Origin of the sequence: Paenibacillus spiritus (assembly GCF_008710135.1) — a bacterium.
Lineage (GTDB): Bacteria > Bacillota > Bacilli > Paenibacillales > Paenibacillaceae > Paenibacillus_AQ > Paenibacillus_AQ glufosinatiresistens.
The window spans coordinates 71,130-96,381 of record NZ_VYKK01000026.1 but is presented as its reverse complement, the minus strand read 5'-3'; the positions used below and the strand labels follow the sequence as shown (position 1 = coordinate 96,381).

Annotated in this window: 18 protein-coding genes; 16 read left to right on the top strand and 2 right to left on the bottom strand. The window is 58.2% G+C overall.

The window, feature by feature from the left end:
* Positions 1–60: 60 nt before the first annotated feature.
* Positions 61–1,116: a hypothetical protein gene (locus F4V43_RS16530; RefSeq protein WP_150459361.1), complete on the top strand. Its 1,056-nt coding sequence runs from the start codon at positions 61–63 to the stop codon at positions 1,114–1,116.
* 357 nt (positions 1,117–1,473) lie between these two features.
* Here the strand turns inward: F4V43_RS16530 and F4V43_RS16525 are convergent, their stop codons facing one another.
* Together F4V43_RS16525 and F4V43_RS16520 are read right to left on the bottom strand one after the other, a co-directional pair.
* Positions 1,474–1,857: a tetratricopeptide repeat protein gene (locus F4V43_RS16525; protein WP_411898470.1), complete on the bottom strand. Its 384-nt coding sequence runs from the start codon at positions 1,855–1,857 to the stop codon at positions 1,474–1,476.
* Positions 1,858–1,974: 117 nt separating this feature from the next.
* Positions 1,975–3,216 (bottom strand): MFS transporter, encoded by a 1,242-nt coding sequence (locus F4V43_RS16520; protein ID WP_150459359.1) that lies wholly within the window; start codon positions 3,214–3,216, stop codon positions 1,975–1,977.
* Between the two features lie 157 nt (positions 3,217–3,373).
* Between F4V43_RS16520 and F4V43_RS16515 the strand changes: the two genes are divergently transcribed.
* The 15 genes from F4V43_RS16515 (at position 3,374) to F4V43_RS16440 (ending at position 25,238) form a co-directional block, all read left to right on the top strand.
* The gene (locus tag F4V43_RS16515) at positions 3,374–3,955 is read left to right on the top strand and encodes a TetR/AcrR family transcriptional regulator (protein WP_150459358.1); all 582 of its coding nucleotides are present in this window, start codon (positions 3,374–3,376) and stop codon (positions 3,953–3,955) included.
* Positions 3,956–4,020: 65 nt separating this feature from the next.
* Positions 4,021–4,458: an ester cyclase gene (locus F4V43_RS16510; RefSeq protein WP_150459357.1), complete on the top strand. Its 438-nt coding sequence runs from the start codon at positions 4,021–4,023 to the stop codon at positions 4,456–4,458.
* A 797-nt stretch (positions 4,459–5,255) separates the two neighbouring features.
* A complete protein-coding gene (locus tag F4V43_RS16500) occupies positions 5,256–6,674 on the top strand; it encodes an ABC transporter substrate-binding protein (RefSeq protein ID WP_150459356.1) in 1,419 nt (472 codons plus the stop codon).
* A gap of 61 nt (positions 6,675–6,735) precedes the next feature.
* Positions 6,736–7,710, top strand: a complete 975-nt coding sequence (locus F4V43_RS16495; protein WP_150459355.1) for a carbohydrate ABC transporter permease — start codon at positions 6,736–6,738, stop codon at positions 7,708–7,710.
* 4 nt (positions 7,711–7,714) lie between these two features.
* Positions 7,715–8,569 (top strand): carbohydrate ABC transporter permease, encoded by an 855-nt coding sequence (locus F4V43_RS16490; RefSeq protein ID WP_150459354.1) that lies wholly within the window; start codon positions 7,715–7,717, stop codon positions 8,567–8,569.
* Between the two features lie 58 nt (positions 8,570–8,627).
* The gene (locus tag F4V43_RS16485) at positions 8,628–9,596 is read left to right on the top strand and encodes a glycoside hydrolase family 43 protein (protein WP_411898469.1); all 969 of its coding nucleotides are present in this window, start codon (positions 8,628–8,630) and stop codon (positions 9,594–9,596) included.
* Between the two features lie 225 nt (positions 9,597–9,821).
* Complete coding sequence (locus F4V43_RS16480) at positions 9,822–10,739, top strand: ABC transporter ATP-binding protein (protein WP_150459352.1); 918 nt, start codon at positions 9,822–9,824, stop codon at positions 10,737–10,739.
* 3 nt (positions 10,740–10,742) lie between these two features.
* A complete protein-coding gene (locus F4V43_RS16475) occupies positions 10,743–11,915 on the top strand; it encodes an ABC transporter permease (protein ID WP_150459351.1) in 1,173 nt (390 codons plus the stop codon).
* A gap of 2 nt (positions 11,916–11,917) precedes the next feature.
* The gene (locus tag F4V43_RS16470) at positions 11,918–13,024 is read left to right on the top strand and encodes an ABC transporter permease (RefSeq protein ID WP_150459350.1); all 1,107 of its coding nucleotides are present in this window, start codon (positions 11,918–11,920) and stop codon (positions 13,022–13,024) included.
* A 19-nt stretch (positions 13,025–13,043) separates the two neighbouring features.
* A complete protein-coding gene (locus F4V43_RS16465) occupies positions 13,044–15,806 on the top strand; it encodes a condensation domain-containing protein (RefSeq protein ID WP_150459349.1) in 2,763 nt (920 codons plus the stop codon).
* Positions 15,787–17,028, top strand: coding sequence for a condensation domain-containing protein (locus F4V43_RS16460; RefSeq protein WP_150459348.1), 1,242 nt, complete (start codon positions 15,787–15,789; stop codon positions 17,026–17,028). Before F4V43_RS16465 ends, F4V43_RS16460 begins: the two co-directional genes overlap by 20 nt.
* Positions 17,003–18,607, top strand: a complete 1,605-nt coding sequence (locus tag F4V43_RS16455; RefSeq protein WP_191089620.1) for a non-ribosomal peptide synthetase — start codon at positions 17,003–17,005, stop codon at positions 18,605–18,607. Before F4V43_RS16460 ends, F4V43_RS16455 begins: the two co-directional genes overlap by 26 nt.
* A complete protein-coding gene (locus tag F4V43_RS16450) occupies positions 18,591–20,177 on the top strand; it encodes a condensation domain-containing protein (RefSeq protein WP_150459346.1) in 1,587 nt (528 codons plus the stop codon). Before F4V43_RS16455 ends, F4V43_RS16450 begins: the two co-directional genes overlap by 17 nt.
* 1 nt (position 20,178) lies before the next feature.
* Positions 20,179–21,339: an ACP S-malonyltransferase gene (locus tag F4V43_RS16445; protein ID WP_150459345.1), complete on the top strand. Its 1,161-nt coding sequence runs from the start codon at positions 20,179–20,181 to the stop codon at positions 21,337–21,339.
* 35 nt (positions 21,340–21,374) lie between these two features.
* Entirely contained in the window at positions 21,375–25,238 is a 3,864-nt protein-coding gene (locus tag F4V43_RS16440; RefSeq protein ID WP_150459344.1) for a beta-ketoacyl synthase N-terminal-like domain-containing protein, read from the top strand.
* Positions 25,239–25,252: the final 14 nt, after the last annotated feature.

Sequence of the window (25,252 nt, the reverse complement as noted above, 5' to 3'; positions counted from 1 at the left end):
TCTCAAATCTTACCATAGTATTTAGTTTTCAGACACATCCTAGATGTCGGAGGGGAATTAATGATTATTTTAAATTTCTATGGAAATATTGAACCGACTATCATATCCAAAAAATTAGGTATTGGAATATCAAATCCGCCTAGTGATTGGGTAAATGGATTACAAGACGATATGCTTGAAGAGATACTAGTACTTGAACATAAATTAAAGGTATGGGAAAAAGAAGAAGTTATAGACACACAACTTAGTAATTATGATCTTACTGAGTTAATTAAAAAAACGAAATGGAAAATTCCTTTAGAGGGTTATAACACTGATTTAGAAATAATAGCAAGAAACCTGATTGCTATTGATGTATTGGATTTCGAAAATTCATACTTACAATTGAAAAATGACACAATGGATAGCCCTACATGTGAGGTTTCATTTCCACGAAAATTCCTAAATTTTTGCAATATGATTCAATATTCAACTAAGGGTAAGGACGTATTGAATAATAGGATACCTTTTTCAACGTTTTCTTCAGATGAATTTAACGAGAAGCCCCGTATTCTGAATTTTTTCCAAGCAATGTTAAACTCACAGTTGGATTTTGAAAACTATAATAATCAGTGTTTATCTTCATTAGTAAAAGTAGGCGTATTAGTAGATGATTTTTTGCAGAGAGAAGAGGATTTTTGGATTTTAGATTACATAATAAATTCAATGTATCATGATCGTGAATATAATGCCTATCATGTATTCAAGGTGATGTCTCTAATAGAAATGTTAATAATAAATCCATCAGGTAATGGGAGAACTTTTGGAGAGTTAGAAAGAAAGCTTCCCTTATTTTTAAAAGAATCACGAATAGGAACGACTAAGAAAGCCACGTTCGCACAAATAATGAGACAACTCAGAAATAAAATAGCTCATGGAGATTATAGAGCGATACAACAATTATTAAAACGTTATAGAGATGAGTTTATGATAAATTATCAATACGATGAATTCGAGTACAGTATAGAAAATTGGACTTACTTAAATATCTGCTGTCGATTAGATGAAGTATTGAATGAAATTGTGTGGGAGCTTATAACAAATAAAAACCAGCTGCGAGCACTTCAGTATGCATAAAGACATTGGGAGTACAAATATCTTGTTATTTTGAAGTACAAACTTTAATGTAATTAGAGTTTTTGGGATGTTTTCTTGGACACCAACTTTAATGTAACTAGTATAGTGAGTTGAAAGCCAGAAAAGACTTGATTTACCTCAGTTTCTAAGTAACCAACATTATTGTCACTGAACAGGTGTCCGGTAAGACGGATACCTTCACATTGCATGAGCCTCTTTTATAACAGAATTAGTGAATGGAAGAATATCATAATGGCTTCGCCCCTCTGCTTAGAAGGGCGAAGCCATTATTCATTTTCCGGAATATGTCTGGTTATCGTTCAGCGCGCTACAAGTAGCCTCCGGTAACTTGACCAATTAAATCTTCAAGATGGTCTCCAAAAACGCCAGATACTTGGGGTCGTCTTCCATAAAGATCGCGATACCGCCGCCCATGTAAGCCCGGGTGAGCTCGTCGGCGGCCTTGGTATGGTTCCTCTGTTCGTAATATAACTGTCCCAGCCGAAGGTGGATGTACGGATTACCCAGTCCATTCGGGCAGCGTACAGCATTATAGAAGGACTTGAAGGCCTTATCATAGTTCTTCATCCGGTAGTGGGCATCCCCGATCGCCACATAGATCCAGGTAGCGGCTTCCCATTCTTGAGGGTTGTCCGGCAATAGGCGGAGGGCGGCCAGATAATTTTGCTTGGCGGCATTGAGATTGCCCGTTCTCATGAACGCGTCGCCTTGTGTACACAGAGCCTTGATGGCGGAATAAGTGGAATCTGAAAGCTGCACAGCGATCTCTCCTGTTCTATGAAGCGGGATAGGCCAATTGTAACCCAAATATCGATACTTCGCTTTCAAATTCGTACCTCAACTGGATTTTAAGCCAGGCTGACAGCCTCGGGTCATCCACCAGAACAGAATGGCAAGTGCACTGACTCCGGCGCCCAATATACAGATTCCTCTCCATCCTGCCAGTTCATAGGTAAAGGTAGAAGCGATAGATCCTAAAGCGCTGCCAAAAGAGTAGAACATCATATAACCTCCGGTAAGTCTGCTTCGCGCCTCTTGGCGGACGCTCAGGATCATGCTTTGGTTCGTGACATGCACGGCCTGTACGGCCAAATCAAGCAGAACAATGCCAATGATTAGGACTGGAATCGAATGTTGAATTCGGCTAATCGGGTACCAAGAAGCGAGAAGGAGGATCAATGCTGCGCCCGTTGTCACCTGTCCCGTTCCACGGTCGGCCAGTTGCCCGGCTCGTGTTGCTGCAAGGGCACCAGCAATTCCTGCCAGGCCAAAGGCCCCTACAGCAGTATGTGACAGGGAAAGCGGAGGGGCGCTAAGTGGAAATACAAGGGAGGTCCAGAGGATGCTGAAATCCGTAAAAATCAGGAGTGCCAGCAAGGCGCGGACACGCAGAACGGGTTCCTTAAAGAATAAAGCCAAGGTAGAACGAAGGAGTCTCCGGTAGGATAGAGATTCCTCTCGGCGATTCTCGGAAGGAAGCATACCAAACAGAATTCCCGCGAGGATGAACGTTAGACCGGCAGAGAATAGATAGACGGAACGCCACCCGGTGAAATCAGTCAGCACGCCTGCCACAGATCGGGCGAGTAGAATACCAATGACGATTCCGCCAGTCACAAGACCAAGGGTCCTTCCGCGCTCAGCCGGGATTGCAAGGGTCGCTGCAAACGCGACAAGCGTCTGCGCCACGACGGCAAGCAGCCCGACGAAGGCAAGGCCGATGAACACGACGGTGCTTGAAGGAGCTAAGCCGACTGCCGTTAAAGCCCCCACGGATAATAGCATTTGCCCAGGAATCAGCCAGCGCCGATTGAGGAGGTCGCCAAGTGGAACCAGCAGCAGAAGCCCGAGCGCATAACAGATTTGTGTTATGGTTACCACAAGACCGATAAAGGAAGGCGGGATCGCGAACTCGCTTGCAATTGCATCCAGTAAAGGTTGTGCGTAATAGATGTTGGCTACAGACAGGCCGCACGAAACTGCAAATAACAAAATTAAAGAGCGGGACATGGTAAGGGGCTTCCTGTTTTCATCGGGTTTATTCAGGAAAATCACCTGCTTTCTTTGTTTTGTGTTCATAATTATGTACCGTTAGGTACAAATAAGTACCCGACAAATTTATATCTTAAAGAGTAAACTGTCAACATTATTTTGAAAAGGAGCGAATTTTGTATAACTTGACATCCATAATGAGGTGAAAGATAATATAACGAACGGTATAAAAAGGAGGAGACTTATGGCCCGACAACGGGAGTTTGATGAGGAGAAGGCGTTGACTGCAGCCATGGAGCTCTTTTGGGAAAAAGGGTTTGAAGCGGCTTCGTTGAGCGAGTTAACGTCCCGAATGGGTATACAGAAACCGAGTTTATATGCCGCTTACGGCGATAAAAAGGGATTGTTTGAAGCGGCATTGCGGAAATATACAAGTGCTCATGCTGCTCAAATTCGTTCCAGTCTGCAGAGCGTTCCTTCCGTCAAGAAGGCCTTTCGTGTTCTATTCGGAGAGTTAGTGGTCCAAGGGCGAGGGGAAAGTGCAAACTGGGGGTGCTTCTGCATTAACTCTATGGTGGAGATGGCCCCGCATGATGAGAAATTCGAGATTCTGACAAGAGAGCATCAAATGTACCTTTCGGTGATTTTTGAAGAAACGATTGAGCGGGGGCAGCGAACCGGAGAACTGGAGCCCCAACTAGACGCTAAGCGTTTGGCCCAGACTTTGGTTGTATCTTTAATAGGGTTGACCGTGATTCTGAAATCCCGTCCGGAACGGGCATTCGTCGATCGATCCGTTGAGGGAATACTGGCCATGCTCTTCTAGCGGGGAGCGAGGGCGAACCCGGTTTACCAACGACAAGATCTCATTCTGAAGAACTGGAGGACACCATGGCAGCAGAAGGAGTAGTAAGGCAATTTATTGAGAGAGTCCGTTCCGGACAAGAACCGGAGGCAGCATATTGTTATATGGCGGAACGTGTTCTGGCCCATCAGCTTACATCGGAAGATGAAATTACCGTTGAACGGTCTCCGGCCGATTATGCCGATCATATTCGTGAAATGATTGCCGCTTACGGACCGTTTAGTCTGAATATCACTGAGTTCTTAGCGCAGGATGATCGAGTTTATGTGCGCTGGAAACAGGCCGGTATCCATATCGGAGAAGTAGACGGTTTTGCACCGACTCATCAACCGATCCTGGAGATCGCGAGTGCAGTCTATCGTGTTGAGAATGAGAAGATCGCAGAATACTGGATCCAGATTGACCGCGAAGGAATCCGTAATCAGTTGCAGCGAAACGAGCAGTCGTCCGAAGGCGCTGGTTAATTTTCAAAAGGAGAGGCCATCCTTTAACGGGGCGGCCGTAACGGGCCGGGATAACCGAGTTGTCCGCACTAAGGAGGATTACCTCTTCGTTCAATCCTTGATCCTTGTCTTCGACAACGTCAATTTCCGCAGGGTACTCCTGTATGACAAGGTCCATGAATTGACTGCGGAAGAAAGCTGCGCTTGTGGTAGTGAGCATGGTTGAGAAGAACAGGTGTTTATCCGCGAAGTATGTTCATATTCGCCCGCTCGGCAATATCCTTGATGGTAATCTCTTGAAGGTGTTTTTGTAAGTTGTTCCTAATCGGATGACTCGGGACAATCAGTTCCCACATAGAAAAAGAGAATGACAATGACCGACCCGGGTCTTTTGATTTCATCTACTCGGCGACGGCGTTTCCCTGGATTGAAGAGGATTTCGGATTCGCCAAAATATTCGATCTGCTGAAGCCGGGCGGCACGGCGGCTCTGTTCTGGAATCATCCCTCTCTGAACCGAGAGGAGGACGAGCTGCATCAGCGCATCCGGGAGATTTACTGTCGGCTCAGGCCGTTCGATAAAAGCGGGAGCGGCCCAACCGCCGCTCTGATGACCTAGCCGAAGCAGATTGGGCCGAGTGGGCCGGAAATTCCAGCAGCTCGGCTCTTTTTTGCGTTCTCATGAAAGCGCGTTTATTGGAAATCCAATAAAAGTAGAATTTCTCCCAATGACCGTTTCCTTACGCTCCCAGAGGAACACCTCTATAATTATGAATGCGGTTACAAAAACCACGCTTTATACAAAAGGGGAGGCAAAGTATGAAAAGCATGAAACGTCTGGTTGCCGGTATTTCTACGGTGCTTGTAGTGTCTTCAGCTCTTACGGCCTGCGGCGGTAACAACAACAATTCCAACTCCAACTCGTCTTCGGGCGCAGCGGGCGCCAGCGCGGCTCCGGCAGCGTCTGCAGCGGCTCCGGCCAAGGGATCGGGCGAGAAGGTCACAATCAATCTGTGGAGCTTCACGAATGAAATTCCGGATATGGCGAAGAAATACAAGGAACTCCATCCGGATGCGAATGTAGACTTCAAAACAACGGTAATCGCTACGACCGACGGCGCTTATCAGCCGGCGCTGGACCAGGCGCTGGCCGCCGGAGGCAAGGACGCTCCGGACATCTATGCAGCGGAATCGGCCTTCGTTCTCAAATACACGCAGGGCGACGCTTCCTCGTATGCAGCCAACTATTCCGATCTCGGTCTGGATGACAAGATGGTCAAGGATGCAGGCATCGCCCAGTATTCGGTTGATATCGGCAGCAAGGACGGCCAACTGAAAGGCCTTGGCTATCAAGCGACTGGAGGCGCATTCATTTACCGCCGTTCCCTCGCGAAGGAAGTCTTCGGAACGGATGATCCGTCCAAGATCAAGACGGAAGTGGGACCGGGCTGGGATAAGTTCTTCGAAGCCGCGGCCAAGCTGAAAGCGAAAGGATATGCGATCGTCTCCGGCGACGGCGACATCTGGCATCCGATCGAGAACAGCTCCGACAAGGGCTGGATTGTTGACGGCAAGCTGCACATCGATCCGAAGCGCGAACAGTTCCTGGACTACTCCAAGAAGCTGAAAGACAACGGCTACCACAATGATACGACCGACTGGACAGAAGGCTGGTACGCCGATATGTCCGGCACCGGCGCCAAGCCGGTATTCGGATTCTTCGGCCCGGCATGGCTCATTAACTACACGATGAAAGACCAGGTTAAGACGACGAACGGCGACTGGGCCATTACCGAACCGCCGACCGGCTTCTTCTGGGGCGGCACCTGGCTGCTCGCGAACAAGGATGTCGTGAAGGATGATGCCAAGAAGCAAGCTGTGGCAGATTTCGTGAAATGGGTAACGCTGGACACTTCCGAGACCGGTCTCCAGTATCTGTGGGCCAACGGCACCATGAAGGCAGGCGAACAGGGCACGAAAGACAGCGTTGCTTCCTCCGTCGTTATGTCCAAGTCCAACGGCGAAGTTCCGCTGCTCGGCGGACAGAATATGTTCGACGTCTTCGTTCCGGCCAACGCCAACGCATCCGGTAAGAACCTGACCCAGTACGACGAAACGATCAACAAGCTCTGGCGCGATCAGGTGCGTGAGTACACGGCAGGCAACAAGAGCCGCGACGACGCCATCGCCACCTTCAAACAGCAGGTCAAAGACCAGCTTGATATCGACAGCGAATAACTAGGAGTCGAAGGGGCGGGAAGCTATCCCGCCCTTTCCCATCAATCCGTGAGGTGAGAGCATGCGCCGCAAAGGTGTGAACTATTCGAAGTACGGCTACATTTTTACCCTGCCGTTTGTCCTGGCTTTTCTCGTATTCTCGCTCTATCCGATCCTGTACACTGCGCTGATCGGCTTCACCGATATGAAGGGCCTGATTCCCAAGCCGATTCATATCCTGGATAACCCGTTTCAGAACTTCAAGGATCTGCTGTATCACAACCCGACGTTCATCAAGTCTCTGAAAAATACGGGTCTGCTCTGGGTAATCAACTTCGTTCCCCAGATTGTGCTCGCGCTTCTGCTTACCGCCTGGTTCACCAACAAGCGGCTGAACATCAAAGGCCAGGGAGCCTTCAAGGTTCTGCTCTACATGCCAAATATTATTACAGCGAGTACCATTGCGGTGCTCTTCAGCAGTTTATTCGCCTATCCGATGGGCCCGATTAACAGTCTGTTTCAATCGCTGGGATGGTCCGACGCCCCGATCTTCTTCCTTCAGGATAAGACGACGGCCCGGGGTATCGTGGCATTCATCCAGTTCTGGATGTGGTACGGCAACACGATGATCGTTCTCGTTGCAGGTGTAATGGGCATCAATCCGGCCCTCTTTGAGTCCGCGGCGATTGACGGAGCGAACGGCATTCAGACGTTCTTCCGCATCACGCTGCCGAGTCTTCGCACGATCCTGCTGTTCACGCTGATTACATCGATGGTGGGCGGTCTGACGATGTTCGATATTCCGCAGCTGTTCCTCGCAGGCGGTCCGGACGACTCTACGCTTACCACGTCCATGTTTATTTACGGTCAGGCCTTCAAGGGAAGCTACATGTACAACAAGGCTGCGGCTGCAAGTATGATTATGTTCCTGATTACGGCGGCATTGTCGGCTGTGCTCTTCTATCTGATGCGCGACCGCGATGCCGGCCGATTGAAGAAAGCCGAGAAATTGAGACGGAGAGCGGCAGCACAGGCAGCAGCCGTAAGGGAGGTGTAGACCGATGGAGAGAGTTGAGAAGACAGGTACCTTCAACCGGAAATTGACCAAAACGATCATCTATGTGGTCTGCATCGGCCTGGCGCTGCTCAGCATTCTTCCGTTCTGGATTATGTTCGTGAACGCCACGCGTTCTACACCGGAAATCCAGAGCGGCGTCTCGCTGATTCCTTCCAGCCATATGATGACCAACCTGCATGTGCTGCTCGACAAGAGCTTTGACCCGATTAAAGGCTTTCTGAACTCCTTTATTATTTCCAGCTCGGCGACGATCTGCACCGTCTACTTCTCTTCGCTGACGGCCTATGGCCTGGTCGCCTACGACTGGAAGCTGCGGGGTCCGTTCTTCACCTTCATTCTGTGCGTCATGATGATTCCGGCCCAGGCCAGCGCCATCGGCTTCTACCAGTTCATGTACAAACTGCACTGGACGAACAGCTTCCTGCCGCTCATCCTGCCCGCAATTGCGGCGCCGGCGGTCGTCTTCTTCATGCGCCAGTACTTGCTGGCGACCCTGTCGCTTGAGATCGTTGAGGCGGCCCGCGTGGACGGCTCCGGCGAATTCAAGACGTTCAACCGGATTATTCTGCCGCTGATGATGCCGGCGGTGGCGACGCAGGCCATCTTCGCCTTTGTCGGCAATTGGAACAACCTGTTCATGCCGCTGATCCTGCTGACGCAGAAGGAGAAATACACCATGCCGATTATGGTCAGCCTGCTGCGCGGGGATATTTACAAGACGGAATTCGGCTCGATCTATATGGGCCTTTCCCTGACGGCGCTGCCGCTGTTCGTCGTGTACTTCCTGCTGTCCCGTTATATTATCGCGGGCGTTGCGCTCGGCGGCGTCAAAGAGTAAGCATCTACTCCATTAGGCTTCTTAGCGCTTGATACCGACATTCAAGGAGGAATACCGAATCGTGGCTGAGTTCAACCAACCGCTAGTTACCCATATCTTCACTGCCGATCCGTCCGCCCATGTGTTCGAGGGCAAGCTGTATATCTATCCCTCGCACGACATTGATCATGACGGACCGACGAACGACAACGGCGACCAGTATCAGATGGAGGACTACCATGTGCTCTCCATGGACGGTCCGGACGCGCCCTGCGTCGATCACGGGCTCGCGCTGCACGTGCGGGACGTAGCCTGGGCTTCCGAACAGATGTGGGCGCCGGATGCCGCCTGCCGGAACGGCATGTATTATCTGTTCTTCCCGGCCCGCGACAAGGACGGCATCTTCCGGATCGGGGTCGCCACTTCGGCTTCTCCGGCCGGTCCGTTCCGGGCCGAAGCGAATTACATCGACGGCAGCTTCAGCATTGATCCGGCCGTGTTCATCGACGAAGACGAACGCGCGTACATGGTCTTCGGCGGACTGTGGGGCGGACAGCTGGAGAAGTGGAAGACCGGCGAGTACCAGGCGGACGCCGCGGAGAAAGAGCCGGGCGAACCGGCTTTTGGCCCCCGGATGGCCGAACTGACGGAAGACCTGCTGTCCTTCCGGGCCGAACCGCAGGAGATTAGCATTGTGGACGAAGCGGGCCAGCCGCTTCTGGCAGGGGACGAGGACCGGAGATATTTTGAAGGCCCCTGGATGCACAAGTACAACGGCAAGTATTATTTGTCGTATTCGACAGGAACCACCCACAAGATTGTCTACGCCGTCAGCGACAAGCCTTTCGGCCCCTATGTGTTCCAGGGAACGATCCTGGAGCCGGTGGTGGGCTGGACGACGCATCATTCCATTGTGGAGTTCGAAGGCAAGTGGTATCTGTTCTATCATGACGCCTCGCTGTCCGGCGGAGTGGACCACAAGCGCTGCGTGAAATTCACCGAGATCCAATATGACGAGCAAGGACGGATTCTGCCGGTTCAGCTGTAGCCGAAAGGGCGTATCCGGCCGGAAGTGAGGAGCAAGAACAGGCAAGGCCCCGGGGAAGCTCCCGGGGCCTTGCTGCGTTTACGCCGCCCGCGTATTCATCATTGCAGCCAATCCATACACTTAGGATGTCAAAATCGCGTGTTATTACCGAAAGGATTAGCCGGTCCCAAGGGGTGCTAGATTAGAGGTAGACCAAAAGACATTCTAAACGGGAGGCTATAACGAATGGGAACCGTTTTTGCGGGGAAGGAAATTGAATTCAGCTATAACCAGAAGAAACCGGTGCTCAACCGGTTGTCGCTGTCCATCGGAGAGAAACAAATCTTCGGTCTGTTGGGACCGAACGGAGCCGGGAAGTCCACCTTGACCAAGGTCATGCTGGGGCTCGACAAGCCCCGGGGCGGGACGATTCAGTGGTTCAACGAACGCCTGAACGCCAGCACGAACAAGCGGGTCGGCTACGTTCCGCAGGATCTGGCCCTGATGTACGACTTGTCCGCTTACGACAACGTCATGTTCTTCGGCAAGCTGTACGGGCTGAAGGGAGAGAAGCTGAAGAAGCAGATCCAGTTCGCGCTCGAATTCGTCGGCCTCTGGGAAGAGCGGGCGCAGAAGCCCAAGAAATTCTCGGGCGGCATGAAGCGGAGACTGAACATCGCGTGCGGAATCGTGCATAATCCGGATGTCATTATCCTCGATGAGCCGACCGTCGGCGTCGATCCTCAGTCCCGCAACCGCATCCTGGACGCCATCCTTGAGCTGAACCAGCTGGGAACCACCGTCGTGTACATCTCGCATTACATGGAAGAGGTCGAGAAGATCTGTACGCATGTCGGCATTATCGACAAAGGCCGGCTGCTCTGCCAGGGCGAGCTGGGGGACATTATCGAGGAATTTACCGACGAAGCGGTGATTCGCCTGGAGCTGCAGAAGAAGAAAGCCCATTACGCCCAGCAGTTGAAGTCGTTCACCGTTCTGGATGCCGAAGAGCCCTACATTCATCTCAGCGTACCCAAGCATGACGTTCATTTCATCAGCCGGATCAAGGAAGCGTTCGGGGACGACGTCAAAAGCTTCCAGTATGTCTCGCCGAACCTGGAGCAGGTGTTCTTCAAACTAACCCAAAAGAATCTGAGGGATTAAGCCATGTGGACCATATTTATAACGAGCATGAAACGAAAGGTCAAGAATCCGGTCGTGATCGTGAACTACATTCTTCTGCCGCTCCTGCTGATCGTAATCCTCGGCAACGCGCTGTCCGGGGTGTTCGACAGCAAAGACGAGCCGGAGACGAAATCGTCCGCTGCCGACCGCGTGAAGACCGTGGTGGTCAACGAGGACAAGGGGCAGGCGGGACAGCAGATCGTTGCTTTTCTGAAAGGGGAAGCCAACCGGTCGCTGCTGGAGGTTCAGACCGGAACGAATGACGCCGCAGCCAAGCAGCTGCTGAAGGACGGCAAGGCCGAGCAGTACATCCATATTCCGGCCGGGTTGTCCCAAGGGACGGCGGGCGCCGAGGGGGTAACCGTATACGGGAAGGATTCTGACATTGAGAAAATCAAGGTAACGGAGCTGACGCTCTCGGCGTTCTCCGACGGTTATCTGGCCATGAAGCTGTCCAAGGCGGAGAATCCCGCCGCAGCTTACACCCATGCCTATGCTCCGCTGCTGAAAGATCCGCAGCAGGCCGCAGCCGCAAGCGCTCCGGCAGCCGGGGCCAAGGCCAAAGAGGCGTCCGGCGTCTCCGCCATCAGCTATTACGGCGTAACGATGCTCGTGCTGATTCTCGTCTACGGACTGGCCAATACGATGAACTTCGTGAAGGAAGAGTACAGCGAGGCGCTGGGCGAGCGCTATCTGGTGTCGCCTGTCTCCCGGGTAGGCCTTATCATGGGGCAGTTCCTGACGGGGTGCAGCATCACGGTGCTTCAAGGACTGATTATCGTACTGTGCGCCAAATGGTTCTTTCAGGCGGATTACGGGAACAGCCTGCTGTTCGTCTTCTTCATCATCCTCGCCGGCTCGATCTTCTTCAATGCCCTCGGGCTTCTGCTCGGCGTAATCAGCCGCCGGGTCAAGCAGCTGGACGGAGTGGTTACGATTCTGATTCCGGCGATGACCTTTATCGGCGGCGGGTTTATCAAGATGGATATGGGCGAGCTGAGAGAGCTCAGCATCAATGAGATTTTTCAGCAGCCGCTGTTCGATTATATGCAGCAGGGCATCGTGAAGCTGATGCCGGTGTACGGCGCATTGGGCTACGCGTTCGTATTCATGGCCGTCTCGGTATTCCTGCTGTCGCGGAAAGGGGTCCGGTAAAGATGCGGGTGTTCGAACTCTACATGAAGCGGATCATCAGACGCAGGATGACCCTGATTCTGATTCTCGTTCTGCCGATTGTCTTCACGTATTCCGTCGTGGCGCAGTATAAGCAGGCGCAGCAGGTAACGCTGACGCTGTACGCCAAGGACGCCGCTGTCGGGGCTTATGTAACCGGGATGCTGGAGAAGCAGGACGTTATCGTCAAGCAGGCCGATTCCAAAGAAGGGGCCGCAGACAGCAGCTCGAATCTCGGCGTGGTGCTGACGCAGTCGGCGTCCGAGGTGTACAGCGGCAAGGGGGCGGTGACGGCCCTGAAATACGCGAAGGAGCAGTCCTTCAATTCCAGCTCGCTCGAGGTCAAGATCAACAGTGTGCTGTCGGTGATGCAGACGCTGGCGCGCAATGCTCCGGACGAGGGCGCTTTTGCCGCCAGTCTGAAGAAGGCGGCGGAGGCCAAGCCGGCCATCGAGGTTCACCGCAGCATCCTGGGCAACCCGAATGCGGTCGTGCTGACGAGCTCCTTCAATATGATCGTCTTCATCATCATGTTCCTGACGATGACGAACACGATGCTCTTCCTCGGAGATAAAGTGCACACGACGACGCAGCGCATTCTGCTTGCCGCCTACAGCAAGCTAAGCTATTACATCCAGACGGCCGCCGTGTTCGCCGTCGTCGGCGTCGTGCAGTTCCTCATTATGATCGGCCTGCTGACCGCCGTCTTCCGGATCGAACTGACTCTCTCGCCGGCTCAGCTGCTGCTGCTGATCCTGGCCTACGGTCTGCTGAACGTCGTCGCCGCCGGCATCGGGCTCCTTCTCGTCAGCCGGACGACCGGCAATGCGACAGGCCGGCTGCTGATCTCGGTGGTCTGTCTGCCGATGGCCATGCTGGGCGGGACGCTGTGGCCCAGCTCGATTATGCCGGAGAGCATGCAGCGGCTGGCCCGGATTCTGCCGACCAACTGGATCACCGAGGTGAATGCCGAGATGTTCAGCGGGTTCGGCCGGCATGCCGGAGAGATTGCTCTTCATATCGGCAGCCTGGGCGTGCTGGCGGCGCTGTTGTTCCTTCTGCTGATGCGGGTCCGCACAGAGAATATTTAGGGAGAGAGGAGGAAGGCGGATGGAACCTGTAAGAAGCGGCGTCCGGCAGTACGCGATGCACCCGCTGCATGAGAAGATTGTCTATGCCGAGAAGCACCGCAAGAATTATGATATTTACTTTGAGCTCGAGCTCAGCCGCAGTCTGGACCCGTCCGGCGTTGAATCCGCCGTAGAGGATGTGCTGGGATTCTATGAAGCGCTCCGTCTGCGGGTTGCCCGGGCGGAGGACGGCGCCGGGTACGCCTTCCGCCTGCAGCCGGACGAAGGCGGCGAAGGATTCCGGAGCGGGACGACGCTTCAAGGGGAGAAGCTGGATCTATTCGGCGGGGGACCGCTCGCCCGGTACTACTATGACCCGGAGCGGGGACGTCTGGAATTTCTGATCCACCATCTGGTCTTCGACGGCGACTCGCTCGGCCAGTTCGCCGCTGCGCTGGAGCGGCGGCTGGCGGGCGGGGGCCTTCCCTCCCCGGAAGACGCGGGAGGCTGGTCTCCCCAGCCGCCGGCGCGGGGAGACGAGGGGGCCGAGCGGCAGAAGGCCCGCTTCCGGGAAGACTTCGCCCGGGCTCAGAGGGGCCGGGAACCGGAACGGGAACGGCTGGAGAATCCCGCCTACGGCTCCATCCGGCTGTCGCCGGAGGCCTGGACGGCGCTCGGCTCGCTGGCGAAGAAGTGGAGGACGACGCGCTTCGCCGTCTCGGCCTTCACGGCGGCGCTGCTGACCGGACAGAAGGAGAGCATCGCCGGAGTCGTGGTGTCCCGCCGGGACCCGAGAATCCAGAGCGGCAGCGTCGGCAACTTCACGGATGTGGCGCCCTGTGTGCTGCGGCTGGACGAGTCCGCCGGCTTCGCGGCGAATGCCAGAGGCATGCTCCGGCAGTGTCTCCACGGAATGACCGGCTCGGAGGGCCTGTCCTATGGCGAGTATATGGAATTGCTTGGAGCCGGCGGCTATGACTTCGTGCTCTCCTACACGAAGATGGCCGACCCGCTCCGGGAGTCGGCTTATCTCCTCGGCCTGACGCTGGGAAGCTATCTGTACAAGTATGACAACCATCTTCAATTCAATGAGTATGAAGACGGCCTGTCCCTCGAATTCCGCTGCGATTGTCCGCGGGTCCGCCGCGTGAGCGAACAGCTGGAGCCGGCGCTGCTGGCGCTGGACCGGGCTGACCCCGACGAGCGGCTTCGGTCGCCGCTTGGGAGCGGCATGGCGACCGACCCGGCGGCGGGCGAAGCGTCCGCCCAAGCGGCAGACGGATCGCCGGAATCGCCCGGGAGCGAACCGCTTCCGCCCGCCGCGGCAGGCAGAACGCCGCTCCGCTCCGCCCCCGCATCCTCCGTCACCCGGACCTTAAGCAATCTGCTGGGGCGCGGCGCGGATTCGGACCTTCTGATGGAGGTTCTCACCTCGTTTGACATTGCCTATCTGATTACCGAAGCCTACGAAAGCTGGGGCATCCAGCTGACCTACCATGATGTCTATGACTCCCATACTCTCGGCGACCTCAAGAACCGGCTGAAGCAGCTGGCCGGCGGGGCGGAAGCGGACTTGGAAGCCGCCGCCGCCCTGGAGACCGGGCCGCCTGCGGACTCCAAGCTTCCGGAAGCCCCCCGGCAGTACCGGCTGCCGGGATTCGGAACTGCCATCTTCATCGACAGCTTCCGCTTTCTCCACTCCGACCTCTATGATGTCCGCTACGCCTTCCGGCTCGGCAGGGATATGGAACCCGGCTCATTCCGCCGGGCGGTTCAGGAGACGATCCGGAGCAATGAAATCTTCTTCACCGCCTTCGCGTATGGCGGAGGAGAAGTCACGGCGACGGCAGGAGCCTGGGAGGAGGTTGAACTTCCGGTCCTGGAGCTGGAGAGCCTCGCCGATCTGGAGCGGCAGCGCAAGACGATCAGCCCGAGAGCGGGCGGAGCCCTGTGGGACATGAAGATCGTCCGCGCCGCCCGGGAGAACGGCTGGTACTTCTACCTTCATCTGCATCATCTGCTGATTGACCATCACGGCATCGGCGTTCTGCTGGATCAGATTGCCGAGGCTTACCGGGGACAAGCGCTCCGACCGGTTCAGTACCGGGAGCTGGCGGAGGCGTACGAGAGCGAGATTGCCGCCGCGGTGCGCCGCTGGAGACTGCCGGAAGGAGCGGCGGCGGAGAGCGGCGGCAGCCTGGGCCGGGAAGGACTCGGACAGGGCCGGTACAGGCTGCGGAGCTGGACGCTGGACACGGAAGGCCTGGGACCGGAGGAGCTGGAATACGAGGCAGCGGCCGCTCTGGCCGGTACGGCCGCCCGGTTCTTCGGCCGATCGTCCGGGAGCATCGGAGCCGTCTATCACGGCCGGGTGATTCCCGGCGCCAGCCGGGTCATCGGCTCCTTCGCCCGCGTGCTGCCGGTATACTTCGCGGAGGACGATCCCGACGTGCTGCGCAGCAGCCTGCGGACGGCCAGGCTGAACCAGGCGGCGTCCGTCTATGATCTGCAGCGCAGCGGCCTGCCGGCGGCTTACCCCCGGATTGTCTGCCAGATTCTGCAGGAGGACAGCGGCCGCGGCGGCATCCTGGAAGAGACGGTGGAGCTGGGCGGCTGGTCGAAGTTTCAGTTATTCGTCAACCTGACCGCAGGACGCCATACCGGAAGGCTGGATTTCTACATCGACGACAGCCTGTATACCCCCGAAGAAGGGGAGGAGTTATTCCGCCGGATGGAGGAGGCGCTGGCCGGCAGAGGCCAGCGGGAGGAGGGAGCGGAGCGCCATGAACGAGCCCGGGCCTGAATGCAGCCCGCTGACCCAGCTGCAGCGCAACATGTACATATGCGGCAAGCTGCCGCTGTACCGGCTGCCGCTGCTGTACCCGCTGCGGGAGAACGAGTCCTATGAAGACGTTCGTCAGGCTGTGACCGATACGCTGCTTCATTATCCGGCCCTCCAGGTCCGCTACAGCTACCTTCCGGAGAGCCGAAGCTTCATCCAGCGGCATGTTCCGCTCGAAGCGGACACGCTGGAAATTTCCGTAGTGAAGGAATGCGGCGACGCTGTCAGCTATATCCGCTCGTCCACCGCTTCGGTTGATCCCGCGGACGGATACCCGTGGAGGCTCCAGTTCCTGGAGGACGGGAACCGGCGCTATCTGTATCTGGAGTTCCACCATATCTGCATCGACGGCCTGGGCATCCGCAATCTGGAGGAGACGCTGGAAGCCCGGCTGGCCGGCCGCCCGCCGGGGCCGCGAGGCCGGGACTTCGAGAGCTACCTCCGGGTAAGCGATCTGGAGGCGTCATGCGGGACGAGCTCCGGCTCATTCGGGGGCTTCAGCGGGGGCTCCGGCGGAGATTCCGGCGGAGGTTCCGGCAGGGAAGAGCCCGCAGCCGCCCGGATTCCTCCTGCGGGGAAGGGCGGTTCGCCGGCCGCAGACCGGGTATGCCTTCCGCTCACCGGGAGCCGGTGGGAGCGGGTGGAGCGGATCGCCCGGAGACTCGGCGTCTCCCGCAATGCGGTCTGCCAGGCAGCGGTGGAGGAAGCTGTCCGCCGCTGCGGCGAAGGCGCCGTCTACGGTGTTATCGGCAACTGGCGCATGGCGTTCGGAAGCTTCCGCGATGTCGGCTGCCATGTCCGGATTATCCCCGGAGTGATCGGGGAGGCGGAGAGCCCGGGAGAGCGGATGAAGCGGATCTTTGCCGGGCAGCTGCCCGGTCTCAGACGGGAGCCGGAGGCCGAAGAAGGCGCGGGAAGCCGCATGGAATATGCCATCGTGTATTCCTATGAGGAGAATCTGTTCCGCCGGATGCGCTTCATTCCGGCGGACCGATTGAGCAAGTTCGATATTTATATCCGGGTCTGCCGGGAAGGCGAAGAAGCCAAGGCAGAGATTGAATACAACCGCAGTAAGTACGAACCGTCCCAGATGATGCAGCTTCTCGGCATCCTGGATGAGGTTCTGGAGAACTGCGCTCAAGAGGAGGAAGAGAGCGGTGAACTTGCTCGAGAAATTCGATGAAATATTCGCGAAACAACGGGAATCTGTAGCGATTACCGGGAATCTTGGCCATATTACCTACCGCAGGCTGGACGAATGGACCCGCGCAATCGGGAGCGAGCTTCGCCGGATGGGCCTTGGCAAGAACGATGTGGTCAGCGTGGAGACCGCCAACAAGCTGGAGGCGATCGTGCTGCTGCTCGGCATTGTCCGGTCGGGAGCGGCCTACTGTGTCATCCCGGCGGATTATCCCGAACACCGGAGAACGCTGATGCGCAGCAAGGTGGGGGCGAAGGCGGTGCTCGGGAGCGCCGAGTTCCGCCGGCTGACCGCTTCGGGCCTGGCGGAAGAGGTACTCCCCGAACCGGCGATCCGGGAAGAGGACAGTCTGCTGTACGTCATCTTCACATCGGGGTCCACGGGCGAGCCGAAGCCGGTAGCCATCGAAGACCGGTCGATCCGCAAAATCGCCGGCCACGCCGAGTTCTACGCCGGAACGGTCATGGGCCAGTTCGCCCCGCTTGAATTCGACGCCTCGGTGTACGAGCTGTTCGGCGGACTTCTCAACGGCATGACGCTCCGGATGGTGGACAAGGAGGAGAGTCTGGACTTCGATCTGCTGCCCGCGATTCTCGCCGAGCTGGATACCGCCTTCCTGACTACCCGGCTGTTCAATCTCTACGTGGACGAATGTCCGGAGGCGCTGTCCCGGCTGGAGCTGATCCTGACGGGCGGAGAGCGGGGCTCTGCCGACCATTTGAAGCGGGCCGCCCGCAGTTCCCGGGTTCTGCACGTATACGGGCCGACCGAAACGACCGTATTTGCCACCCGGTACGCCGTCCGCGGCGACGAGACCGAGATTCCGATCGGGCAGAGCTTCGACGGCGGACGTCTTCTGGTCCTGAATGAGGAGGGCGTACCGGCCGTTCCCGGACAGCCCGGCGAGCTGGTAATCGCCGATTCCGGGCTGATGCGGGCGTACATCGGAGAGCCGGAAGCGAATGAGAAGGCGATTCTGGTGATCGGAGGCGTCCGCTACTACCGGACAGGCGACAGCGTGTACGAAGATCGGGACGGAAATCTGGTCTACGTGGAGCGCAGGGACCGTCAGGTCAAAATCGCGGGGTACCGCGTGGAGCTCGGCGAAATCGAGCGTTGCGCCCAAGCCTATGGACTTCGCAGGGATTGCGTCGCCCACTATGACGGAAGCCGGCTGATTCTGCTGATTACCGACGACGTCGAGCCGGAGGGATTGCGCAGCCATCTGAAGAGCCGGCTGCCGCACTATATGATCCCTTCAGTCAAGTATGCGGCTCAGGTTCCGATGAACGGCAACGGCAAGACGGATGCCAAGGCGCTGACCGCCATCCGGGAGGAGGCGGAAGCCGCCGCCGATGCTGGCACCGACATTCTCGGCGTTGTGGAGAAAGTGCTGCGCAGCCCGGTTGTTCCGGACAAGACCTTCCTGGACCTCGGCGGCGACTCCATCCAAGCGATGGAAATTATATGGGAGCTGGGCGGCAAGGGCTACGAGCTTGACCTTGACCTGCTGTTCCGGTGCACCTTGGAGGAGATTGTGGACCATGTTCAAGCCAGCTAGCGACAATGAAGCCCGCATTCTGGCCGCCTGCCTGGAGAACCGCGGCGCCTACAACATTCCGCTGTTCATCCGCTTCGGCCAGGGGCTTGACCTTTCCCGGATGTACAGTCTGCTGAACCGCTATTTTGAGCAGCTTGAGATCTTCCGGACCTCCTTCCGCTTCAGCGAAGAGAACGGATCAGGCCGCTTCTTTAGGCAGGTGCGGGAGGCGTGCCCCCTGATCGAGATCCGCGTCTTCGATAAGTTGGACAAGGACCGGGTTGCCGCAGAGCGTCTGATCGCGGTGGAGGACGAAGAATGGGTCCGGGCGCTGCTCTGCCGGTCTGCGGAGGATGAGGCCGATTACCTGTTCCTGAATCTGCACCACGCGCTGTTCGACGGCTTCAGTGTCCGGCTGTTCCTGGAGGATCTGCTGCAAGCGTATTACGGGGAAGCGGACAAGCCGACTTCGCTGACTTCGCTGACTTCGCTGACCCCGGCGGCGCGGCAGGAAGCGGCCTTGGGAACGCCCGTGTCCGCAGCGGCGGAGTCCGCCGGCGCTTCCGAAGAAGCGGAACCGGACTTCGGCGGTTACGGCCGGTTCAGGGAAGCGCTGGCCGGGAAACGGAGCCGCACCGCGGCTGCCGGATTCAGCCGTCAGCTGGAGATTCCCTATAGACGGGGAGAGGGACGGCGGTATTCGGATTTCACGCTCGTCCTGTCCGCCTTCGCCGTCAGCGTTGCCGGTTGGCTCGGAACATCCGGGGCCTACCTGGCCTACCCGGCGCTGGGACGGAGTCCGGCGCAGTACCGGACGCTCGGCAGCTTCGCCCGGCTGATTCCGTTCCATCAGGAATTCGGAGCGGGGGAGAGCCTGGAGCCGGGGCTGGCCGAGATTCAGCGACGCACCTTGGCGGCAGGCCGCGGGGAGAGCGCAGCCGGATTCGCCGGAGAAGCGATGGACCGGCTGAATATTTACCGGGATCTCGTGTTCGACTACAAATCCGGCAGCCTGATCTCCAAAGTGCTCGACGCTGCGCGGGAGGTCACCCTGGAGGAAGCCGAGGGCTACCGGGACGAGAAGTACGGTCTGCACTTCTCGGTCTATCACGACACCGCAGGGCAGAGCCTCCAGCTGACCGTTCAATCGGCGGAATACGGCGAAGAAGAGCTGGACCTGCTGACCGGCTCCTTCGCCCGGACGGTGCAGGCGCTGTGCCGGGACGATTGGGAAGCGGCCGCCGAGCCGCTGAGAACGGCCGCCGCGCGGCAGGCGTCCGTCCCGGCTGCCCCGGCGTCTGCGCCGGTTAACCCGGCCGCTCCGCCGGATGAACCGGCAGAGCGGCCTCTGGCGGACAGCGGCCTCAGCGGCCGCGTCGGACGGATCGTCTCGGAGCTGATCGGCGAGGAGAAGGTGCCGGCGGCGGAGAGCTTTTTTGACCTCGGGATGGATTCCACGCTGCTGGTCAAATTCAAGAAACGGGTCAGGGAGACGTTCAACGTCAATCTGAAGATCTCGGATTTCTTCAACTACTACACGTCGGATCTGTTGTCTCAAAAAATCATGGACAGTCTTAAGGAGGCTAATTGAAATGAACATTGCGCTGCTGCTGGCAGGACAGGGAACCAAATTTCCGGCCGAGACGGTCCGGACCTGGCTGGAGGAAGAAGATACGCTCGCGCTGATCGAACAGGCCGAAGCCGTGCTGGGAGAGCCCGTGCGCGAATGGTTCTCCGACGATCTCAGCAAGGATACGCGCCTGGCCCAGCTTGCTACGTATGTCGGGTCGATGTGCATGTACCAACTATACCGGAAGAAGATCGGATTGTATCCGCGGTACGTGCTGGGACACAGCCTGGGCGAGCTGACGGCGCTGACGATTGCCGGAGCCTGGAGCTACGAAGAAGGGCTGCGGCTGGTCGATCTGCGGGGAACGGCGATGAAGACGGCCATCGGGAGCCAGGAGAGCACGGGGATGATGGCGATCTTCGCGCCGCCGGAGACGGTTCAGGCGCTGGTCAAGGAAGGCAGCGGCATCTACATGGCCAACTTCAATTCCGCCAAGCAGACGGTGATTGCCGGAGGCCGGGAAGCGATTCAGGCTTTTGCCGCCGCGAACGGGCTGGAGGGCGTCGTGCTCGGAGTCAGCGGAGCGTTCCACACGCCGTATATGCAGACCGCGGCCGATTCGGTATACGCCGCTCTGGAAGGGTGGTCCTGCCAGACGCATCTGTCCATGCATGTCATTGGCAACCGGGAAGCCGGCTTGTACCGTACCGAACGGGTCCGGGAAGAAATAGCGGCCCAGATTGTCCATCCGGTTCTGTGGAAGCAGTCGGTGGATTACGCGCTGAAGCAGGGGGTGCAGCGGTTCATCGACCTGTCGCCGGGGGGGATGTTCGCCGGGATGCTGGCAGGCCAGGCGAAGGTGGACGCCTTCCATACGGAAGCGCTGAGAGAAGCCCTCGCCGCCGAGCTGAAGGACGATCTGGAAGTGGACCGCCATTACGATCTCTTCTCCCGCGCATTGGGAGTGATCGTCTCGACCAAGAACGGCAGCGACGATGCCGAAGCCTACGATCACGTTGTGGTCAGCGGGTATAACCAGATCAAATCGCAGATCGGCAAGCCGGTGACGGCGGAGGAGGTGCGGCGGACCCTGGAGCTGCTGGAGCTGATTCTGAAGACGAAGAAGGTTCCCGAGGAGCAGATCCATTATCACTGCCGCAAGCTGGCCTGGAAGGCCGGATAACTGGACCCGATTGGAGTCGGGAAGGAGATGAGAAGGTGCTAACAGGCGATATTGCAATTACCGGTCTGGATCTCATGCTTCCCGGATGCGGGGATGTCCGCGAGGTCTGGCGCGATCTCCGGGACGGAAGGGTCTCCGGCGGCGCATTTCCGGCGGCGCGGAGCGAGCAGCTCGGGCTGCCGGCGGGGGAATCGCCGTTCATGCCGGGTTCCTACCTGCAGCGCATTGATGAATTCGACCACAAGCGGTTCGGTCTTTCGCAAAAAAGTGCCGACTACATGGACCCCAACCAGCGGCTGGCGCTCCTGTCCGCTACCCGGGCCATGCACGACGCGGGCTGCCTGGATTCGATCCGGGGATCGCGAAGCGGCGTGTACGGCAGCGTGAATACGACCCAGCAGTACCAGTACCAGCAGCTTCTTCAGGAAGAAGGGCTGACGCCCGAGCTGCTCGGCATGCTGAACTCGACCATTTCAAGCCGAATCAACTTCGTGTACGACCTCCGCGGGCCCTCGCTGATGACCGATACGGCCTGCTCCTCCTCGCTGGTCTCGGTCATCCAGGCGTCGGAGGATCTCCGGCGACGCATCGTAGACCGGGCGGTGGCGGTCAGCGTCAACGTCTATGTCAAGCCCGGTCTCCGCAAGGACAAGCTGGTGAACATCCTGGCCGCAGACGGGAAGACCCGGTCGTTCGACGAGCGCAGCACCGGCACGTCGATCGGAGAGGGCGTATGCAGCGTTATTCTGAAGCGGCGCGAGGATGCCGAGCGGGACGGCGACCGGATCTATGCACTTATTCGCAATTATTCGCTGAACAACGACGGGCAGACCATGAATATGTCGTCGCCGAACCCCGAAGCGCAGGCCAGACTTCTGCGGGAAGCCTGGGCGCCGGTGGGAGACGGTGTGGGCCGGCTCGCTTTTGTCGAAGCCCACGGAACGGGAACGGCCATCGGCGATACGATCGAGTTCGAGGCGCTGAACGCCTATTTCCTGGCCCGCGGATTGAAGGCGCAGACGGTCGCCCTGACCGCCGGGAAATCCAACTTCGGCCACCTTGATGTCGCGTCCGGCTTGTTCTCTCTCATCAAGTCGGCCCTGTCCCTACATTACCGGACGGTGCTGCCGCATCCCGACTTCCGGGTGCCGAACGAAGAAATCGAGTTCGTGCCTTCTCCGTTCTACATTCCCGAGCGGTGCGAGGCGCTTGCGCCGGACGCGCTGGCAGGCGTCAGCTCGTTCGGAATGACCGGCACGAACGCCCATGTCGTTCTGGAAGGCTGGGCCGGGGAGCCGCAGGCGGAGCGGCCGGAAGGCGCTCTTCCGCTTCGGTTGGCCCGGTACTGGTTCCCGAAGGAAGGCAACTCCTTCAAGGTCCGCCATGCGCTTCAGCGGATGGAGAGCGAGCGGCGGCTTCTGGTGCAGTTCCCGCTGCACAGCCGGAAGCACTGGGAGATCGCCGAGCATAAATTCGGCTCGGAGCATCTTATGGTCGGGACCGCCGTCTTCGAGATTCTGGCCCAGGGACTGGGCGGAACGGCCTACAGCCTCGAGAAGTACGATCTGGCCCATCTGCATCTGCTGCGCCAGCTCTCCGTCTTCAGCGGCGGATTTACCGTTACGCTGGAGCTGGACAAGCAGGCGCTGAAGGGGAGTGTGCATTACACGCTGGAGGAGACCACGCTTCCCTGGCTGCAATTCGAGCTGCGGGAGAGGCTCCCGCAGGAGAAGCTTCGGCAGGAGGAGCCCGAGCGGCATGCGCTGGCGGAACCGGCGACAGCCGGCATGCGCAGCCTTCCGGTAACGAGCCAGGTGGGCGAGACCTGCGAGGACATCGCCGTCTCCCGCCGCTGGGAAGTGGTCGATGAGCTCTGGGTCAGCGAGGAGCTGGACCGGGCGGTTGTCCGGCTCCGGGTGCCGGAAGGGCTGGAGCGGGAGTTCGGGCAGTATGCTTTTTACCCCGCGATGCTGGACCCGGCCTTCAATGCGCTGAACCGACTGGCCGAGCCGGACGAGATCGTATTCCCCTGGCTCTGGAACGAGGTGTCGGTCCGGCAGACCGCCCTGGCTGGACCGGTTCTCCAGTCAGAGATCCGGCTGCGCGAGCGGACCCGAGATGAACGGGGACATGTCATTCTGTCCTTCGACGTGGACCTGTTCGACGGGCAGGGAAGGCTGGCGCTGTCGGCCCGCGGCTATCAGGCCAAGAATGCGGCGCGGGACGCCGCCGGAGCCGAGCCCGCGGAGCTGCGGGGCTTCTTCCACCGGGAGCAGCTGGTACCGGCCTTTGCGGAGTTCCGGGAAGCTCCGGCGCCGGACACGCTGCACCTGGCGCATGAATCGCTGCGGGGAACGGTCGAGGCGGAAGCCCCGGTCCGGTACTTTGCCAGTGTCCGGGAGCTGCTGGAGCTGCTGCCGAATCTGGAGCGGCAGGGTGCCGCCGAGCTGTTCCTGTGGGACCGGAACTGCAGCGGCGAAGACGATATCGCCGGGCGCACTTATGAGCTTGGACAGGTGCTGCTTAAGCTCAATGGCTGGCCGGGACTGAACCGGCTGACCTACGTGACGAACGGGCTGACCGGAGGAACGGAGGGAACCGGGGTGAGCCCGGGGAACCGGGCTGTGGCGCTCGGCCTGCATTCCCTCCGGCTGGAGGTCCGTTACGCCGTAGTCCTCATCGACACGGACTATACGCAGACCGGCCGGCTGGAGCGGTTGGAGCCTTCCGGGGAATCGTGGCTCGTCCAGCGCGGCGGCGAATGGTACGCCGTGCGGCTGAAACGGTTCCAGCCCGCAGCGCCGAAGACGCCGCTCTTCGCGGACGGCGATACGGTTCTGGTGCCGGGCGGCGGATCGGGCATCGGAAGGGCGTATCTGGCATACGCATCCAGCCGGTATCCCGGGACGCAGTTCATCGCCGCCGGACGCCGGGAAGAAATGCCCGCTTGGCCGCAGGATGAAGCGTCCCATTTCGGCTCCGGCTTCGGCCCGGCCGGCCCCAACGTCCGCTATGTCCGGCTGGACATTACGGACGAAGCGCAGGTCCGGGCATTCGCGGACCGCGCCGGCGGCATCGCCGCCGTGCTGAACTTTGCGGGCGAACCGGCGCAGGGGCTGTTCCTGAACAAGACGGAAGGGGACTTCCGCAAGAAGGCGGAATCCAAAATCGCCGGTTCCGCACTGCTCGGCCGCTGCTTCGGCGAGGCAAAGGCCATCTTCCACTTCTCCTCGCTCGCCGGACTGATCGGGGCGGTGGGCCAGGCGGAGTACTGCATGGCTAACGCGTACCAGTCGGGCCTGGCACTTGCGGAAGGCAGCGTCCGGACGCTCAATCTGACCGGCTGGTCGGATACGGGCATGTCGGCCGGACAGGCCGATCCCTTCTTCGAGAAGGTGGACCGGGAGCGGGGAGCGGCGCTGCTTGACCGCTTCATCCAGTCCGGCGAACGGTATGCCTCGATGTTCCGGCTGACGGGCCCGGCTGCTGAAGCCTACACGTCCCTGCTGGCCCCGGCCCCCCGGCCGAAGGCGGAAGCGGGAGCTGCGGCAATCGCCGGAAGCAGCGGAGCAGCGGCAGGCGCAGCGGACCTTAGCGGGCATGACGGGGTGCTGCATGCCTGGAAGCTTACCCTTGGCGAAGACGAATATGATCCGTCGGTCAGCTTTTTTGAACAAGGCGGAGATTCCATTACGATTGTGCAATTGTGCGATGAGCTGAACCGGATTTACCCCGGCGTCTTCGATGTCACGACCCTGTTCTCCGTGTCCACGATTGAGGGACAGGCCGCTCTTGCCGGCGGGTGTCCGGGAGACCGGGCCGCCGTGCAGGCGGCGGAAGAGACGGCAGGCGAACCGCGGTTTGATCCCGCCGATATCCTCGCGTTCCTGAACGCATAACCTATCCGAAAAGA

Coding starts and splice junctions, on each gene's coding strand:
- F4V43_RS16445 (WP_150459345.1), top strand. CDS start 20,179: ATGAACATTGCGCTGCTGCTGGCAGGACAGGGAACCAAATTTCCGGCC.
- F4V43_RS16450 (WP_150459346.1), top strand. CDS start 18,591: ATGTTCAAGCCAGCTAGCGACAATGAAGCCCGCATTCTGGCCGCCTGC.
- F4V43_RS16510 (WP_150459357.1), top strand. CDS start 4,021: ATGGCAGCAGAAGGAGTAGTAAGGCAATTTATTGAGAGAGTCCGTTCC.
- F4V43_RS16480 (WP_150459352.1), top strand. CDS start 9,822: ATGGGAACCGTTTTTGCGGGGAAGGAAATTGAATTCAGCTATAACCAG.
- F4V43_RS16515 (WP_150459358.1), top strand. CDS start 3,374: ATGGCCCGACAACGGGAGTTTGATGAGGAGAAGGCGTTGACTGCAGCC.
- F4V43_RS16475 (WP_150459351.1), top strand. CDS start 10,743: ATGTGGACCATATTTATAACGAGCATGAAACGAAAGGTCAAGAATCCG.
- F4V43_RS16470 (WP_150459350.1), top strand. CDS start 11,918: ATGCGGGTGTTCGAACTCTACATGAAGCGGATCATCAGACGCAGGATG.
- F4V43_RS16500 (WP_150459356.1), top strand. CDS start 5,256: ATGAAAAGCATGAAACGTCTGGTTGCCGGTATTTCTACGGTGCTTGTA.
- F4V43_RS16460 (WP_150459348.1), top strand. CDS start 15,787: ATGAACGAGCCCGGGCCTGAATGCAGCCCGCTGACCCAGCTGCAGCGC.
- F4V43_RS16465 (WP_150459349.1), top strand. CDS start 13,044: ATGGAACCTGTAAGAAGCGGCGTCCGGCAGTACGCGATGCACCCGCTG.
- F4V43_RS16495 (WP_150459355.1), top strand. CDS start 6,736: ATGCGCCGCAAAGGTGTGAACTATTCGAAGTACGGCTACATTTTTACC.
- F4V43_RS16530 (WP_150459361.1), top strand. CDS start 61: ATGATTATTTTAAATTTCTATGGAAATATTGAACCGACTATCATATCC.
- F4V43_RS16490 (WP_150459354.1), top strand. CDS start 7,715: ATGGAGAGAGTTGAGAAGACAGGTACCTTCAACCGGAAATTGACCAAA.
- F4V43_RS16520 (WP_150459359.1), bottom strand. CDS start 3,216: ATGAACACAAAACAAAGAAAGCAGGTGATTTTCCTGAATAAACCCGAT.